At 60.4% G+C, this 16,467-nt stretch carries 15 protein-coding genes and 1 tRNA gene; 7 read left to right on the plus strand and 9 right to left on the minus strand.

Features of this window, described 5'->3' with window-relative positions:
- Window positions 1-2 precede the first annotated feature (2 nt).
- Window positions 3-1,595, plus strand: coding sequence for a ribosome biogenesis GTPase Der (der, locus tag HW450_RS00280; RefSeq protein WP_182386059.1), 1,593 nt, complete (start codon window positions 3-5; stop codon window positions 1,593-1,595).
- Window positions 1,596-1,852: 257 nt separating this feature from the next.
- The gene (locus HW450_RS00285; RefSeq protein WP_182386060.1) at window positions 1,853-3,067 is read left to right on the plus strand and encodes a hypothetical protein; all 1,215 of its coding nucleotides are present in this window, start codon (window positions 1,853-1,855) and stop codon (window positions 3,065-3,067) included.
- On the opposite strand, the gene HW450_RS00290 is transcribed toward HW450_RS00285, so the two are convergent.
- The 5 genes from HW450_RS00290 to HW450_RS00310 form a co-directional block, all read right to left on the minus strand.
- Window positions 3,064-3,831 carry a class I SAM-dependent methyltransferase gene (locus HW450_RS00290; protein WP_182386062.1) on the minus strand — a complete coding sequence of 256 codons (768 nt, stop codon included), beginning with the start codon at window positions 3,829-3,831 and terminating at the stop codon, window positions 3,064-3,066. The two genes, HW450_RS00285 and HW450_RS00290, sit on opposite strands and share 4 nt — an antisense overlap.
- Window positions 3,832-4,070: 239 nt before the next feature.
- Window positions 4,071-4,144, minus strand: a tRNA-Pro gene (locus tag HW450_RS00295).
- A gap of 64 nt (window positions 4,145-4,208) precedes the next feature.
- Complete coding sequence (locus tag HW450_RS00300) at window positions 4,209-5,153, minus strand: TIGR00730 family Rossman fold protein (RefSeq protein WP_232843280.1); 945 nt, start codon at window positions 5,151-5,153, stop codon at window positions 4,209-4,211.
- Between the two features lie 3 nt (window positions 5,154-5,156).
- Window positions 5,157-5,537: a YchJ family protein gene (locus HW450_RS00305; RefSeq protein WP_182386064.1), complete on the minus strand. Its 381-nt coding sequence runs from the start codon at window positions 5,535-5,537 to the stop codon at window positions 5,157-5,159.
- A complete protein-coding gene (locus HW450_RS00310) occupies window positions 5,534-6,691 on the minus strand; it encodes a bifunctional alpha/beta hydrolase/OsmC family protein (protein WP_182386066.1) in 1,158 nt (385 codons plus the stop codon). Before HW450_RS00310 ends, HW450_RS00305 begins: the two co-directional genes overlap by 4 nt.
- Before the next feature lie 93 nt (window positions 6,692-6,784).
- Between HW450_RS00310 and secA2 the strand changes: the two genes are divergently transcribed.
- The 5 genes from secA2 to HW450_RS00335 all read left to right on the plus strand — a co-directional run bounded on the left by secA2 (window position 6,785) and on the right by HW450_RS00335 (window position 11,718).
- Complete coding sequence (gene secA2 / locus HW450_RS00315) at window positions 6,785-9,067, plus strand: accessory Sec system translocase SecA2 (protein WP_182386068.1); 2,283 nt, start codon at window positions 6,785-6,787, stop codon at window positions 9,065-9,067.
- A gap of 123 nt (window positions 9,068-9,190) precedes the next feature.
- Window positions 9,191-9,622 (plus strand): oxoglutarate dehydrogenase inhibitor Odhl, encoded by a 432-nt coding sequence (odhI, locus tag HW450_RS00320; RefSeq protein ID WP_182386069.1) that lies wholly within the window; start codon window positions 9,191-9,193, stop codon window positions 9,620-9,622.
- An 89-nt stretch (window positions 9,623-9,711) separates the two neighbouring features.
- Window positions 9,712-10,443 carry a transcriptional regulator FtsR gene (gene ftsR / locus HW450_RS00325; RefSeq protein WP_232843281.1) on the plus strand — a complete coding sequence of 244 codons (732 nt, stop codon included), beginning with the start codon at window positions 9,712-9,714 and terminating at the stop codon, window positions 10,441-10,443.
- A gap of 5 nt (window positions 10,444-10,448) precedes the next feature.
- The gene (locus tag HW450_RS00330; RefSeq protein ID WP_182386071.1) at window positions 10,449-10,991 is read left to right on the plus strand and encodes a bifunctional nuclease family protein; all 543 of its coding nucleotides are present in this window, start codon (window positions 10,449-10,451) and stop codon (window positions 10,989-10,991) included.
- Between the two features lie 172 nt (window positions 10,992-11,163).
- Window positions 11,164-11,718: a MerR family transcriptional regulator gene (locus tag HW450_RS00335; RefSeq protein ID WP_182386073.1), complete on the plus strand. Its 555-nt coding sequence runs from the start codon at window positions 11,164-11,166 to the stop codon at window positions 11,716-11,718.
- A 98-nt stretch (window positions 11,719-11,816) separates the two neighbouring features.
- Here HW450_RS00335 and HW450_RS00340 read toward each other — a convergent pair whose 3' ends face one another.
- From HW450_RS00340 to HW450_RS00355, 4 genes are read right to left on the minus strand one after another with little or no spacing between them, the layout of a single operon-like run.
- Entirely contained in the window at window positions 11,817-13,145 is a 1,329-nt protein-coding gene (locus HW450_RS00340; RefSeq protein ID WP_182386075.1) for a vWA domain-containing protein, read from the minus strand.
- Between the two features lie 3 nt (window positions 13,146-13,148).
- Window positions 13,149-14,033: a 3-methyladenine DNA glycosylase gene (locus HW450_RS00345; protein ID WP_407926252.1), complete on the minus strand. Its 885-nt coding sequence runs from the start codon at window positions 14,031-14,033 to the stop codon at window positions 13,149-13,151.
- Entirely contained in the window at window positions 14,026-15,084 is a 1,059-nt protein-coding gene (locus HW450_RS00350; protein ID WP_182386076.1) for a hemolysin family protein, read from the minus strand. Before HW450_RS00350 ends, HW450_RS00345 begins: the two co-directional genes overlap by 8 nt.
- Window positions 15,081-16,463 (minus strand): hemolysin family protein, encoded by a 1,383-nt coding sequence (locus HW450_RS00355; RefSeq protein WP_182386077.1) that lies wholly within the window; start codon window positions 16,461-16,463, stop codon window positions 15,081-15,083. The genes HW450_RS00350 and HW450_RS00355 overlap by 4 nt, the downstream gene beginning before the upstream one ends.
- Between the last annotated feature and the right edge of the window lie 4 nt (window positions 16,464-16,467).

Below are 16,467 nucleotides of genomic sequence, written 5' to 3' on the forward strand. Positions count from 1 at the left end.
AAATGAGCTCCAAGGAAAAAGATTTTGACAACGAGCCAGATACCGCTTTCGTGTATCACACCCAGGGTGGCGAGATCGCAGCTGAAAGCGCATACTCTGATGAGCTTGAGGTGGCGCCCGGTGGTGGCTGGGCGTCCTCCGAGTTCGACGCCGCGGACTTCGGATTGAAGGATTTCAACGAGTCGGAATTCAGCGACCCGGATGTCGGCGAAGATTTTGACGAGGAAGATTGGGAAGAAGTCGAGCGCGAGTTCGGCATCGGTCCGTCCTTCCAGGAAGAGAATCTGTGCACGGTCGCCATTGTTGGCCGACCAAACGTAGGCAAGTCCTCGCTCACGAACCGCTTCCTGGCGCGTCGGGAAGCTGTGGTGGAGGACCGGCCGGGCGTGACCCGCGACCGTATTTCCTACCTTGCCGAGTGGTCTGGCCGGCGCTTTTGGGTGCAGGACACCGGTGGCTGGGATCCGGACGCGAAGGGCATTCACGCTGCGATTGCACGCCAGGCGGAAACCGCGATGGCGACTGCAGACGTGATCGTCATGGTGGTGGACACCAAGGTCGGTATTACGGAAACCGATGCGGTGATGGCTCGTAATCTGCAGCGCGCTGAAGTACCAGTTATTTTGGTGGCCAACAAGGCGGATTCGGATACGCTGCTGGCAGATGTGGCGGAGTTCTGGTCGTTGGGCCTGGGGGAGCCATATCCAGTGTCGGCGCAGCACGGGCGTGGTGGCGCCGATGTGCTGGACAAGATTCTTGAGCTGTTCCCGGATGAGCCACGCCACCCATCCATCGTGCAGGGGCCGCGCCGTGTGGCGCTGGTAGGCAAGCCGAATGTTGGTAAGTCGTCCTTGCTGAACAAGATCACGGGCGAAGAGCGTTCCGTGGTGGACAACGTGGCCGGCACGACCGTTGACCCGGTGGACTCCCTGGTGCAGCTCGACCAGCACCTGTGGAAGTTCATTGACACCGCAGGTCTGCGTAAGAAAGTAAAGCACGCGCAGGGCCACGAGTACTACGCGTCGCTGCGCACCCGTGGCGTGATCGACGCGGCAGAGGTGTGCGTCATGCTTATCGACGCCTCCCAGCCCATCTCCGAACAAGACCAGCGCGTGCTGTCTATGGTGATCGAAGCTGGACGCGCTCTGGTGATCGCTTTCAACAAGTGGGACCTGGTGGATGAGGATCGCCGTGAACTGCTGGATAGGGAAATCCAGCTGCAGCTCGATCATTTGCCATGGGTGAAGCGGATCAACATTTCCGCTGAAACGGGTCGCGCACTGCAGAAGCTGGAGCCAGCGATGATCGAGGCGCTGGAGGCGTGGGACAAGCGCGTATCCACGGGTCAACTCAACAACTGGTTGCGGGCTGTTATTGCCCAGAATCCGCCACCGATGCGTGGGGGACGGTTGCCTCGGGTGCTGTTCGCAACCCAGGCGTCCACTCGACCGCCGGTGATCGTGCTGTTTACCACGGGCTTCTTGGAGGCGGGATACCGTCGCTACCTCGAGCGAAAGTTCCGTGAGGCCTTCGGCTTTGAGGGTACTCCAGTGAGGATCGCGGTGCGTGTTCGAGAGAAACGCGTGCGCAAGTAGCGCGTTGCGTGGTGTGTAAGGGGCCGCTTCAGCGGCCCCTTTTTGTGACTCCTGTTACCTGAATGTGACTTTTGAGTGTTAAGTGTTTAAAGTGTCCAATGTTTCACGTGAAACGCCTGGTGATCAAGTGATTTAAAGTCAAGCTATTTGACTTGACCTAGAGTGTGAGGCAGATTATTTTCCGTTTTGTTAACGCTTTCTTAACCTTGCCGATTGAACACTATGGAAACACCCTCAAGAGGACACAAAAGGAAGTAATGAACGTACAGCACCCCGCAGTGAGCACCCGACCTTCGCGCGCCAAGCGTGCACTAGCCATGGTCGGACTCGCTGCCGTCGTCGTCACGGCTGCCGGATGTGCTGTCAGTCGCGCGGATGAGCTCCCTTCCGGGGCACACCGCAGCAATTCCTCTCTGTTCAGCTCGGTTGCGGGGCAGACCACCTCAGAGGTGACTTCTGCGTTCCCGTCCACCACATCCGCTCAGGTGATGGATATGGCAGTCCAACCAGCCAAGGATGGGGTGGTCGGTGGCGATCTGGCGAACCTCGCTCAGGATGCTGCGTGGTCTGTGGCAGTGGATGAACACATCGATGGCATGCGGCTGGGGCCGATGTTCGGCGCGGATACTGTTGCGCCACTGCAGATCGGCGACGTCATGCTCGTGGGACTTAAAAGCTCAGTACTCAACCAGGCCGGCACTGCTGCGTTTTCGATGCGCGACGGCGCATTGCTGTGGCAGGATCCCTCGCTGGAATGCCAGCGGGTTGACCTGGGAGGGGCGCTGCCATGCCGACAAAACGCAGGCGAGTGGGCCCCCTTCAACCCAGCGGTGGCAGCTTTTGGTGAACCCTTGAATGCCGGATTTGCCCCGGAGGCGTTCGGTTTTGCCGACGGCGTACTCTACTCGGCACGCTCCACAGGTGCGGGCGCGATAGAGGTGGCTGCTGGGACCGTCGAGTACCCGGCAGCGCTCTGGACAGTGACTGTGCCACGTGCTGCCGAGGCGATGGTGCCGGGTAACGGCGCCCGCATCGTGGTGGACGACACTCTGAAGGTGACCATTGGTGCCGCCGAGATCGAGATCACGCGTGGTGGGACCCCGCTCGCGCCAGAGGCGATGCTAGTGCAGCCGAACACGGGTGGCATGCTCATTGACATCGCACAAACCATCAATGATGTTCGCGTGGAGAACTCGGTGGATGACCGCGTGTCTGCTGCAACTTGGAGCGTTCCAGGACGGGTGGTGTCTAAGGGTACTGCCACCGACGGCCACAATCTCACTTTCGTTTCGGGCGATGACGCAGATGGCACGAATGTGATCCGCACCATCTCGTTGGTGGACGGTCACACCATTTCGGAGCACAGCGTGGTCGCTGGTGCTAACGAGCCTCGCGACATCCAGAGCGCCGCCCGCGGCATATTCGCCTACGACAAGCAATTCTCCCGTATTGCTTACTACCCTGCGGGCTAACGCTCGTACCGGAACGCGTCGCAGCGGTAGGGCAGCGCTATAGGCTGCTCTGGATCGAACCCTAGGTGCTCGTAAAGGTACCAGCTTAAGTTGGAGGTCATTTTCTCCCGGACCTTGCTCCCATTGCGTAGCCAGTATGCACGCGTGGCCATGAGTCGAAACAGATCGTTAGCTTGTAGAACCTGCTCCCACTCGAGGCGAAGTTCCTTGGTCAGGCGCCACGGCGCTGCAACATTCGGGTGGAAGCCAGGCTTCTGGACGTCTCCGGCGTGCATGATCCGCGTCAGCCGGTGCACCCACGGCACCCGCACGTCCAGGGTGTTCCATACCAACACCAGCGGCCCACCCGGTTTTGTTATCCGAGCCATTTCCTTGGACGCCGCTTCCGGATCCACCCAGTGCCACGTCTGCGCACTCGCGACCGCCGCCACTGAGGTGTCGGGCAGGGCGGTGGCCTCCGCCGTGGCCTGCCACACGGGCACGCTTAACGACGCGCGAAGCCGTCCCAACATATCCGCACTCGGATCCAGGGCCCATACTTCCCCTGGGAGCTGTTCGGTGAGCTTGCCGGTTCCCGCGCCAACATCGAGGATGGGGCCTTTCGGGTGTGGTTCGAGGAGCTCGATCACTTCTGCGGGGTAGCCAGGGCGAATGTCTGCGTACGTTTCGGCCCCACTATGAAAAGCCGCAGCCGTGTATTGCCGGTGAGCCATTCCGGTGAATTTGGGGTTATCACGGCGGGAAGGAAATGGGGTCGAGGTCATTCCCTGACTTTAGCGCAGGTGTACTCAGTGGCGGAGGGAGCCGCGATTGCTGGTAAACCCGGGAAGCGTTTCCCGGGTCTCGGGGTGGAGAGGGGGTAAATAGTGGTTTTGGGGCGGGTTGTGGGGCCGAGATCCGGGTTTCACTTCCCGGGGATCTCGGGATCCTAAGAACCTCCAGGAAAGGCAAGCAACAGAAAACCTGGCTGAGGAGCAAATTTGTTCCTCAGCCAGGCTTGTTGTCGGGCTGACCGGATTCGAACCGACGACCCCTTGACCCCCAGTCAAGTGCGCTACCAAGCTGCGCCACAGCCCGTGGCTGTTTCGTTGCGATAACGAAACTAGAAGTAGGTTACACCATCGATCATCGTGGTGAACAATTAGCTCCACTTAGCTCGTGGTGGGGTCCAGGTGTGGATGCGTTTTAGCAGTTCTTCAGGGGTATCGGCGACGATGAGGGCGTCGACAAAAGAGGTTGCGATGAATCCTTGGTCGCGCATGCGAGCGAGCATGTCCAGCAGGGGAGCCCAGAAGTCGCGGCCGTAGAGGGCGACTGGTTTGTGGTGGATGCCGAGGATTTGCCAGACCCATGCTTCGAAGAGTTCTTCAAGGGTTCCTGCTCCGCCGGGCATGGCTACGAAGGCGTCGCCAAGCTCGGCCATTCGTGCTTTGCGTTCGTGCATGGTGTTTACCACCTCGAGGTGGGCGAGGCCAGGATGGGCGAGTTCTTTGTCGGCAAGGCCGGTGGGGATAATCCCTGAGGCGCGGCCGCCGGCGGCGATGACGGTGTCGGCGATGGTGCCCATGAGGCCGATTTTCCCGCCGCCGTAGACGAGCTCGAGGCCGTGGTCGGCGAGGGCCTGGCCGAGGGCGCTCGCCGAGGATGCGAAGGCGGGGGAGTTGCCGAGCGCTGAACCGCAGAACACAGTCACTGATGTCACCGGATCGGGTAGGGCTGGGAATACGTGGTCGGCGAGGAGGGGCGCTAGCGCAACGTGAGGTTCTTGGGGCTGCACCCAGGCGATTTCCGCGATTTCGTTGCACGGCGCTGGGGATTCGAGCAGCAGTGCCGTGAATACTTCGGCTGCTATGTGGGTGTCTGCTTCGTTGGCGGCAGGCGCGGTGAAGGTGCCAAATGGGTGAATGTCGGTGATGTGGGCTCCGAGTTCCTCGAAGGCCTCTCGGAGCGCGGCTTCTTCAAAGGTTTCCCCGGGTTCGGGTTTCCCGCCGGGGAACATGTAAAGGTCGGTGCCTTGTTTGCGAACGGTGAGGACGCGGCCGGCTTCGTCGTGAAGGATCACAGCGGACACGGAAATGCAGGTCACGGGTTAGCCTTCCTCTACGTAGATCCAGTTGCCACCGTCGCGGGTGAATCGGGAGTGTTCGCGTTGGCTGCCTCGTTGTTTTCCCACGCGGTAGTGTGCTTCGAAGTCGACGGTTCCGGTGCTGTCGAGTGGTCCGCCGCCCGTGGTAGCGAGGACGTCGAGTCGGTAGAAGGTGATGTTGTCATCGAATCCGAGTTCCGTCGGCCGGGTGTCCTGAGACCAGGTGCGCAGCAGGTAGTCGGCGTCGTGGACCACGAAAGCGCTGTATCGAGAGCGCATGAGCGCCTCCGCGGTCGGGGCGGGTTTGCCGCGGTGGAACACAGCGCAGCATTCCCCGTAGGTCAGTCCGGTGCCACAGGGGCAGCGGGTGGCGTCGCTGATCACGAAATAGTGTCCTTTATAGTGGCCCCGAGCAGCTTCTCGACGCCCCCAGTGGTCACCGCAGCCGCGAGCGTTGCGCGATCCTCGTCAGACAGGTCGCCGACGAGCGTGACGCTCCGGGTGATGGCGTCGCCTTCGTAGGTGACGGTGACCTGGACGTCGTCAAGCGTGCGGATGCGCTGCGCGGTCGCGGCCGCCCGGACGGCGTTGTTGGTGTCGGCGGCGAGCGCGGACAGCAGCAGTTCCTGAGGGGAAATGTCGAGGTCTTTGCCACCCTGGGCGCGGGGCACGTCCGTGAACAGTTCGCGGGCACCGGCGCGGACCGCGGCGCTCATCTTGGTGGACTGGGTGGAGCGGGCCACGGCGGTGTGCTCTGGAAGGGGTTCTACCTCGGGCGCAGCAGCGAGGTATTTTTGGAACCAGCTGTAGATGATGCTTGCGGCGTACTGGGCGGCGCCGTCGCGGGTCATGAGGTGGTCCACCTTGTCCAGGGACACCAGCGACTTCGGGTAGCGCGCGACCAGGTAAATTTTCTGTGCGGAATCAATGCCGACGGTCTGGTCAATCGGCGAGTGCAAGATAAGCAGCGGCTTGCGCATCCGGCCGATGTAGGCCTCCGGGTTGATCTCGGCGAGATCTTCCAGGTAGCTGCGAGAAATGGTGAGCTCGCGCCCGCCAAGGGTGACCGGGACCGCGCCGGTTTCATCCACCTCGCCGATCTTGTCGGCGAAGTGCAGCACCGAGTGTGCTGGGTCGAATGGCGCGCCCATCGTTGCCACCGCGCGTATCGACGGCATGTCCTTCGCAGCCTTGATCGCCATGGCGCCGCCGAGTGAGTGACCAATGAGCAGCTGGGGGGTTTCGTAATTCTCCTCGAGCCACGCGGCGGCTGCATGCAGGTCAGCCACATTCATGCTGAAGGAGGAATCCGCGAAATCGCCTTCGGATTGGCCGAGGCCAGGGTAGTCGAACCGCAGGCAGGCGATGCCGTGCTCGGCGAGCCATTTACACGTGCGGGCAGCTGCTGGGGTGAAGCGGCTACCGGCGAAGCAATGCGAAAACAGTGCCCACGCTTTGGGAGTGGTTTCCGGCATGTCGATGGTGCCGGCGAGGGTGTACCCCGCACTGCTCGGGAAGGTCACACTAATTGAGTGCAAGACGATTCTCCCTTGGTTGATGACAGTGATTGGTTGCAATACTAACGAATGTTGTTTATGCATGTTTTGGGCGCGGCGGGATAGAGTTGGGCCATGGATTGGTTATGGAAAGCACTGGGTGGAAAATCGGGCCGGAACCAGAAACGGAGCCAGGCGATCGTCGATAAGTCGAATGTCGCCGCGTCCGAGTTATCCCAGCTCAGCGATAATGAGCTGGTGCAGCGCGCACGTGATTTGACTGCCGGAGGGCAACTAGGTGACCCGGCGGAATTCCTCGCCGTGCTGTCGGTTGCGACACAGCGCACGCTCGGTGTGAATCCTTTTGCAGTGCAATCTCAGGCCACGCTCCGGCTCCTGGAGGGTGACGTTGTGCACATGGCTACCGGTGAGGGGAAAACCCTGGTCGGCGCGATGGCCGCCACTGGATACGCTCTCATGGGCAAGCGAGTTCATGCGATCACCGTCAACGACTACCTCGCTCACCGTGACGCCGAATGGAACCGCCCGCTGGTGGAATTCTTCGGCCTGACCGTCGCCAGCATCACCGAGGCGATGGACCAGGTGGCGCGTCGTGAAGCCTATGCCTGCGACATCGTGTACGGTCCGGTCAACGAGATTGGGTTCGACGTGCTGCGCGATCAGCTTATTACCCGTCGGGACCAGGCCGTCCAGCATGGCGCCGACGTGGCGATCGTGGACGAAGCTGATTCGGTACTCGTCGACGAAGCCCTCGTGCCATTAGTCTTGGCAGGATCCGAACCCGGTGCGGCTCCCACCGGGCAGATCACGCAGGTTGTCAAAACGCTGCAAGATAAGCGGGATTTCACCATCGATGCTGATGGGCGCACGGTCTTCCTCACCGACGAAGGTGCGCATCGCGTGGAAAAAGCGCTCGGAATCGCCTCGCTTTTCGACGACGAGCACGTGGGCACCACCCTCGTTCACGTGAACCTTGCCCTTCACGCTAGGGCACTGCTCATCCGCGACGTGCACTACATCGTCCGAGAAGGAAAAGTACAGCTCATCGACGCTTCCAAGGGGCGGGTGGCCGACTTGCAGCGCTGGCCTGACGGTATTCAGGCCGCGGTGGAGGCTAAGGAAGGCCTCGCGGTGACCGAGGGGGGCCGGATCCTGGACTCGATTACCCTCCAAGCCCTCATGGGGCGCTACCCGCTGGTGTGCGGCATGACTGGTACCGCCGTGGAAGCTACTGACCAGCTGCGTCAGTTTTACGGCCTGCGAGTGTCCGTGATTGACCGCAATCGCGAGTTGCAGCGGTTCGACGAAGCCGACCGGATCTATGCCACTGCCGCGGAGAAACAGCGTGCGATCGTGACGGAAATTCGCGACCTTCATGCCAGCGGTCGACCCGTGCTGGTGGGCACGCATGATGTGGCCGAGTCCGAGCAGCTCGCCGAGGCGCTGCGGGAGTATGGCATTTCTCCTGCGGTGCTCAACGCTAAGAATGACGCCGAAGAAGCCCGAATTATTGCTGAGGCCGGTGACATCGGTCGGGTCACGGTGTCTACCCAGATGGCTGGCCGTGGTACCGACATCAGGCTTGGTGGCGCAGATGAGTCCGATAAAGAGCAGGTTGTCGCCCTCGGTGGCCTCGCGGTGATCGGAACTGGGCGCCACAAGTCTTCCCGCCTGGATAATCAGCTGCGCGGACGCGCGGGGCGCCAGGGGGATCCGGGCAGCTCATTGTTCTTCGTCTCCCTGGAGGACGATATGGTGCTGGCGGGCGGGGCGGGCGAGAACCTGACAGTGACCCCTGAACCCGACGGCCGGATCACCGCGAAACGTGCTCAGCAATTCGTTGATCACTGCCAGCGCGTGACCGAAGGGCAGCTGCTGGAGATCCACGCCCAAACCTGGAAATACAACAAGCTCATCTCTGGCCAGCGTGCGATTATCGACGAGCGGCGCGCCGGACTTCTGGACACTCCGCGTGCCTGGGAAGAGCTGGCCGAGCGGAGCCCGGAGCGGGCCGCATCACTGTCACACCTGCCCTCGTCCGTCACCGAGCAAGCCGCTCGCGACATCATGCTCTTCCACTTGGACCGGGCATGGAGCGACCACCTGGCCCTGCTTGACGACGTCCGCGAATCGATCCACCTGCGCGCCATCGCTCGTGAGACCCCTATCGATGAATTCCACCGCATTGCCGTGACGGAGTTCAAGGCGCTCGCGCAGGAGGCCGTCGATAAGGCGGTGAGCACCTTTAACGACGTGCTTATCGACGCCGCCGGTGCGCATCTCGACGACGCTGGGTTGGCGCGGCCATCGGCGACCTGGACGTACATGGTGGGCGACAATCCGCTTGCGGAATCCGGAAATTCGCTTATCAACGGCTTCCGTTCAATATTTAAATAACCAGCACAAATTCATGTAAGTTGACTTAAATAGGGGACGTTCGATGCACCTGGTGCACGAACAACCGCTATGATGGAGCCATTACTTAAAAGGTGTACTTCATAACCTGGAGGTTTAGAAACAATGAGTGACAACACCGGTATTCCTGACGCACAAGTCGAGACCACCTCTGTTTTCCGTGCTGACCTGCTGAAGGAAATGGAATCCGGCGCTGGCACCTCTCCAGCAGTCGCCGGTAACGATAACCTGCCTGCTGGCGCAGCCCTGCTTGTGGTGAAGCGTGGCCCGAACGCTGGATCCCGCTTCCTGCTGGATCAGGCGACCACCTCCGCTGGCCGTCACCCAGAATCGGACATTTTCCTGGATGATGTCACCGTGTCCCGTCGTCACGCTGAATTCCGCATGAACGACGGCGAATTTGAAGTTGTTGACGTTGGATCCCTCAACGGTACCTACGTCAATCGCGAGCCAAAGAACTCCCAGATCCTTGCCACCGGTGATGAGGTGCAGATCGGCAAGTTCCGCCTCGTATTCCTCGCCGGCCCAAAGGCTTAAGTTCTAGTAATTAGGCGCATCTTGCATCATCCATGCTGGGTGCGTCTACTTTGTCCTACTGACCCTCCTAGTTTGAAGAGAAGTAACGCGTGAGCGCTGTACCTAAGTCATCGTCGTCTCGTTCGGCGGTTCGATCGCCTAAGACCATGTCCATTGGTGTGGTTCTGGACCGCTTGCGGCAAGAGTTTGATGACATCACCGTCTCCAAAATTAGGTTCTTGGAAGCCGAGGGCCTGGTGTCGCCACAGCGCACCGCCTCCGGCTACCGTCGCTTTACCGAAGCGGACGTGGAGCGACTTCGCTACATTCTGATCACCCAGCGGGATAACTACCTGCCACTGAAGGTGATCCGGGAGCAGCTCGAAGCCATGGACAATGGCACCGTCACCACGATGCTGACGGCAAAGGAAGCGAGCCCGATCATCAGCCCGGAGAACTTTCGGGCACCGTCCGCCACCCGCCTTACCAATGACGATGTAGCCACTGGCGCTGGCGTGAGCGCCGAGGAAGTGGCATTGCTGGCCTCTGCTGGTTTGATCCGCCCGGACCGTTCCGGGTTCTTTACCGCAGATGACGTGCGTGTTGTGTCTACCTGCGCGGCGCTTAAGGAATTCGGCTTTGATGTTCGCCAGCTGCGGTCGCTGCGCAACACTGCTCAGCGTCAGGCTGACCTCATCGGGCAGGTCGCCGGGCCTATCGCACAATCTAAGAGCGATACTGCTCGGGAACAGGCCGCAGAACTGTCGCAGCAGATGACGGCGCTGGTCGTGTCCTTGCATGCCTCGCTGGTGAAGAGCGCGCTGCGGGATCAGCTGGGTTAGTCGCCATGAATTTCGTCGCGGTGGAGTATCACGGGGTGACCCCCATTGGTCCTGAAATGTTTCCATGTGTCTTGCTGCGGTGGGCGCAGCGGGATCGGGTGCTGCCACTGTGGGTAGCTGCTACCGCCGCGGATGAACTGGATATTCGAGATAACGGTATGCCACCACGGCGCCCGAATGCGTATGATTTGCTCGCTGAATCATACGCGGGGCGTGGGGGCGTGACAGAGATCCGGATCGTGAGCCACCATCAAGGCGTGTTTTATGCCAACATCATGCTGGACGGCGGGGAAGAAGTAGATGCCCGCGCAAGCGACGCTATTGTGCTAGCGCGCATTATTGGCGCGCCGATTGTGGTGGCTGAGGATGTGCTCACTGAGGCGTCCCTGTTCGTGGCGCCGGCGGATCTTGCCTCATACTTTGACGTTGTGATTGATTCTCCGGCTGTGGGGGAGCAGGTTCCGGGAGACGAGCAAGCGGATGCCGATTTTGAAGAGCTGATGCGGAGCCTCGGCGTTTCTGAGGACGACTTGCGCGGCGAATCCTAGCGAAACTCCCGTTTTCTAATAACACTTGTGTGACTAAAGGTGACAAAGTGACAGTGTGGCCCTAAACTCTAAAGTTGAGGTTTAAGTTTAGGGCGTGTCGCGTGGTGAACACTTGACGTTGGTCTAACCTTGCTTAAAGATAAGTAGAGGAAAACTACAAGGGAGAAATTACGTGGATTACCGCAGCGACGAATTGGAAGACCGCGCAGTCCAGGGCTCACTTTTTGATGTCGGACCTGACCAGGAAGTCGGATACCGCGTCCCGATCGCCTGCCAGGTCGCGGGAATCACCTACCGCCAGCTCGATTACTGGGCCCGCACCAAACTCGTGGTCCCATCAATCCGAAGCGCGCACGGATCCGGTTCCCAGCGACTTTACTCTTTCAAGGACATCCTCGTCCTGAAAATCGTGAAGGGGCTCCTCGATACTGGTATCTCCCTGCAAAACATTCGACTGGCCGTCGAAAAGCTGCGTGACCTCGGTGTTGATGACCTCGCCAACATCACTCTCGTCTCTGATGGCACCACCGTGTATGAATGCCGCTCTAATGAAGAGGTCATCGACCTGCTCGGTGGCGGTCAGGGGGTGTTCGGTATCGCAGTGCCGGGCATCATGAAGGAACTGACCGGTACGATCTCCCAGTTCCCATCCGAGCGGATCGACGAAGAATCCGAAGTCCTCGCGGACGAGCTCGCAGCACGTCGTCGCCGTCGCAACGCCGGATAAGAACCTCCCGCATCCTCGTTTCTCCCAAGATTTAGCGTACGGATGGGATGATCCAAGCCTTGGAAATCCCATCCGTACGCTAAATTTCTAGGCGCTCCCTAAAACTGCGCGACGCTGCCGCCGTGCGCGGTGGCCCAATCACGAAGCTCGGTATCCTCCGGTCCGTCGCCCACGTGCAGGATATGCAAAGTGACGGCGCTGCCGTCCAACCCACGGAGCGCTTCCGCCAGCGGCCCCACGGATCCGGCGTCGGCAGTCCCCGTGGTCACCAGCAGCACCGATACCGGCCGGGAGGTTTCCGCCGAAAAATCCTTCGCCCGCAGCAAGGCGTTGTACACCGCCGCATGCGTTTGTGGCACGCCTCCGGTGCCGAAATTAGTCAGCACCGTGACCGCGCGGTCGCTACCGGCGCCTTCGAGGAGCGGTACATTGTCTCGCCAGCCCTTGGTCGCGCCTCGAGAAAGTGGCGACGAGTAGTTCCACACGCCAACGGCTTTGCCCTGTTCTCCGAGCTCACGGGCACGCCGCGCCAAATCGGCGACGACTGCATCATAGTGTGGCCCCATTGCCTCTGAGGTGTCCAAGACGATCAACGTGTCGGTAGGCTCGCTGGCGGCGGTGACGGGCATTGGCGCAGCGGTTAAGGCGGCATGCAGCTTGTCGACGTCATCCCCCGAAAGCTGGGCCTGACGCTCGCTAACGAACTTCACGAATTCCGCCGCCGCCCGAGATTGCTCCTCGCTCACCTGTGGCGATGTTGCTGTTGCAAGCACCCGGATAGGCAGCTTCACTACCTGTGGCTGCAGCGGGACGGTCAGCTCATAGCCAGCTGGGGGCTTGCCAGAGGTGACGAACGCCTTGTTCTCCGCGATTGCCCGTTCCTGCGGAATCACGTGTGGGTTCGGGATATTCACCGCCTGGGCGGCTAGGGCTCCGGCGAGCTGACGTTCGGTCACAAACGCGACATCCTGCGCTGCGGTCCAATCCTCGGGGGCCGGCGTCCCACTGGGGTAGGCAATGCCGACGTCACGAAGAGCTAATGTCGGCCAGGTGGAACTAGCTATGCTCTGACCAGCTTCAGTTAACGCATCCTTTGTGGTGGCGTCTGATTCCTCAGTGTAGATCAGGGAGGCATTGCTGAGATCAGTGTTGTTAAAACCAGTGATGCAATAGTCTTGGACTTGAGGTTTGCTGTCCAAGAATTCATCCTGCATGGCACTCAGTGCTTGAGTACCAGGCAGCGCTGCTGTGGAAATGCTCAGCTGACCGGCCGGGCATTCAGCCACGCCCTGGTGTTGTTCGGCCGTGCGATTACGCAGCATAAACCATGCCACCAGCAATACGATCACGACGATGACGGCAATCACGCCGTAAATCAATTCCTTGGCTATGCCGGAGTGTGATTCCGGCGAACGGTGACGGCCCATGCTCTAACTCCCGAATTCGGAACTAAAATCACTCAGTACGCCTATCAAATTTTGCCTTAAAGGCACGCTGCGTTGGGATAAGGCTCGCTGGCGTGTCACGTACTCAGCCTTGCCTTCCGCAGTTTCAATCGGAACCACGCCCAGCCCAACGCTCCGGCAATCATAGGCAGAGGCTTCCATATCTAACTGTCGAATGTCTCGGGCTAGCTCGAACGTCTCCAACCACACGTCGCCTGGGACCAACGGGCCAAGTTTATAAGCCCACTTGTATAAGTCCATTCCAGCGTGCAGGCATCCCCGCTGTTCACACTCCGGCTGGTCCTCCCGGGTGAGCACCCGAAAATTGAGCGGTCGGGCAGGCGCAGTGAAGAAGCGGAACGCGTCATAATGGGTGCAGCGAATGTGGTGCGAGTCCACCACCGCCGCTGTTCCTTCCGGCCCGAGCCGTAACGGCAAAGAATGACGTGGGGTGTCCGTGCGGTACACCATTGCCCATTCGTGGAGGCCAAAACAGTCAAAGTGTGCGGGGTTCGTCTGAGTGCGTTGCAGCAGATCCAAAATATAGTTGAAAGCCGTACCTCGGCGCTGCCACAGTGCTTCACCATCGACTGTGACCGCGGGACCCTGCACGGTTTCAATCACGTGGTAATCCCGCCAGTTCACGTGGGGAGGATCGATGTCGTCGATAAGCAGCGCACGCCCGAAACCCGGGTGCCAGCGGGCGAGGATGGCCGGCTTGATCGGGTAGTAGTTGAACAGAAAGTCCCACACCGGGTGGGTGCGACCAGCGTTACGACGCTCGCGGTGGCCCCGCGTCAACTCCTCGGCGCGGGCCTCATGCTCCGCCAGCAAGGGCTGCCACTGGCTGGGAGAAAGTAACTCAAGCACCTTTATGCGTCCAATCTCGCACGGTGCCGACGTATTCTTCAATCAGGTCCTCAAGGGTAATCAGGCCGATGAGCTTGCCGGCATCGCGGACCTGCGCCATGTGCGCGCGCCGCTTGCGCATGGTGGCTAAGGCCTGATCAAAGGTGGTGCCAACTTCCAACGTGGTGAGCGGGCGCAGACTAGCTCGCGGCAACACCATCTCGCGCTCATGGGCGTTGTCGTCGATACGATCCAAAATATCCTTGATGTGGATGTATCCCACTGGGTTGCCGCCCTTCGCTAGCACGGGAAACCGGGAATAGCCGGTGGCATTCACCGCGTCCATGAGCGAGCCAAGCGTGGGACCGGACGCCCCGAAGGATAGGCAGCGCGCCTTGTCCATCGGAATGAGTACCTCACTGATAGTGCGGGCGTCCGAGCGGAGTGCCTTAGACAGGCGAGCTGATTCCTCTGCGTCCAGCAACCCTTCAGAGCGCGATTCCCGGATCATCGACGCCAACTCTTGCTGATTGACCGTAGCGTCCAGCTCATCGCGCTGCTCAATACCGAACAACTTCAATGTCAGGCGTGCCATTTCGTTCATCGCGTGCAGCAGCGGGCGGGTAAACCGCACAAACACGACGTGAGCAGGCACGAGCAGCATAGCGACGCTCTCCGGGCCGGCAATCGCGATGTTTTTCGGCACCATCTCACCGAGCAAGATGTGCAGCACCGTCACTATCAGCAACGAAATGGCAAAAGATAGTGGGTGGAGGAGTCCGTCGGGAAGCCCCGCCGCGTGGAACGGTACCTCGATCAAGTGGGCGATCGCTGGCTCACCAACCTTACCCAAAATCAGTGAGGCGATGGTGATGCCGAACTGGGCGCCGGCGAGCATCATCGACAGGTCCTCGGAGGCAGCAATCACCTGGCGGGCCCGATTCTTGCCCTGAGCGGCGAGCGCTTCGAGCCGGTCACGTCGCGACGTGATGAGGGCGAATTCGGCACCCACAAAGAATGCGTTGAGAGCGAGCAAACCAATGGTGAGCGCGATAGCGGATCCAAAACTCATCGTTGTAGCTCCTCTGCGCGTTCAATCGAAATCGGTTGGAGGGTGACGCGATCGACGCGGCGCCCATCCATCGCGGTGACCAGTGCGGTCCATCGGCCCCGGATACCAGACTCAAACTCGTTGAAAGCGTCGTTTTCGGCGTCGGGAAGTACCATCAGGTCGCCCTCCTCTGGGATGCGTCCCAGCACGCTCATGATTAGGCCACCGAGGGTTTCGTAAGAGCCTTCGGGAGGGTAGTAGCCCACGGTTTCCGGCAGGTCATCTACCCGGGCCAGCCCCGCGACCGTCCACGCAGCGCCATCACGGATGAAGTCCCGCTCGGCATCGACATCGTCGTATTCGTCGTACACCTCGCCGAGGATTTCCTCCACCACGTCCTCTATGGTGACGAGGCCCGCGGTGCCACCGTACTCGTCGGCCACCAGCACCACCTGTGAGCCTGCCGAACGCACGGCCTCCAGGACTGCGTCGCCGTCCAAGCTGGCTGGGATCACTGGGATGGGGCGGGCGATGGAACGCAAAGTTACAGTAGAGCGGCGTTCGGCGGGGACTGCGAAAGCATTCTTCACGTGGACCATGCCGATGGTGTCGTCGAGGTCTCCGTCGATGATAGGGAAACGGGAGTGTCCGGTCTCGCGGGCAAGCGTCAGCAGATCTGACACCGTATCGTCCACGCTCAGTGCTTCGATCGTGGAGCGCGGAGTCATGAAATCTTCCGCGCTGGACTCACCAAACTCGAGGGAGTTCGTAACCAGGCGCGCTTTGGCCTGAGAGAACTCGCCGTGCTCGGCGGAGTTGCGGACCAAGGATTGCAGTTCTTCGGCGGACCTGGCGGAGGCGAGCTCGTCAGCGGGTTCGATGCCGAGTTTGCGCAGCACGGCGTTGGCGGTGGAGTTCAAACCGAGGATGAACCACTTGAACACGATGTTGAACACCCGCACGGGGCGGGTCGCGAATCGCGCTGCCACGATAGGCTTGGTGATAGCAAAGTTCTTGGGCACCAGCTCGCCATACACCATCGACAGCAGCGTCGCCACGATCATGGCGAGGACAAGGGCTGTGGCGGTGGAGGCGGATTGGCTCAGCCCTATCAGCTCCAGCACTGGGGTGAAATAGCGGGCGAGGATCGGCTCGGCAAGGAAACCTGTGGCCAGCGTGGTGATGGTAATGCCCAGCTGTGCGCCGGAGAGGACGAAGGATAGGTTGTTGTAATCGCGCTGAACTGCGCGTGCGAGCCCGTCGTTTTTGGTCCGAACGTGTTCTGCTACCGCGGAGCGTTCCAGGCCACTTAGGGCGAATTCTATGGCTACGAAAAGTCCGGTCGCGGCCGTCAGGGCGATAAAGCCCAGCAAAGACGCAATGCTGATGAGTATGTCCATGAGG

The sequence above is a fragment of the Corynebacterium hindlerae genome (assembly GCF_014117265.1).
Taxonomy (GTDB): domain Bacteria; phylum Actinomycetota; class Actinomycetes; order Mycobacteriales; family Mycobacteriaceae; genus Corynebacterium; species Corynebacterium hindlerae.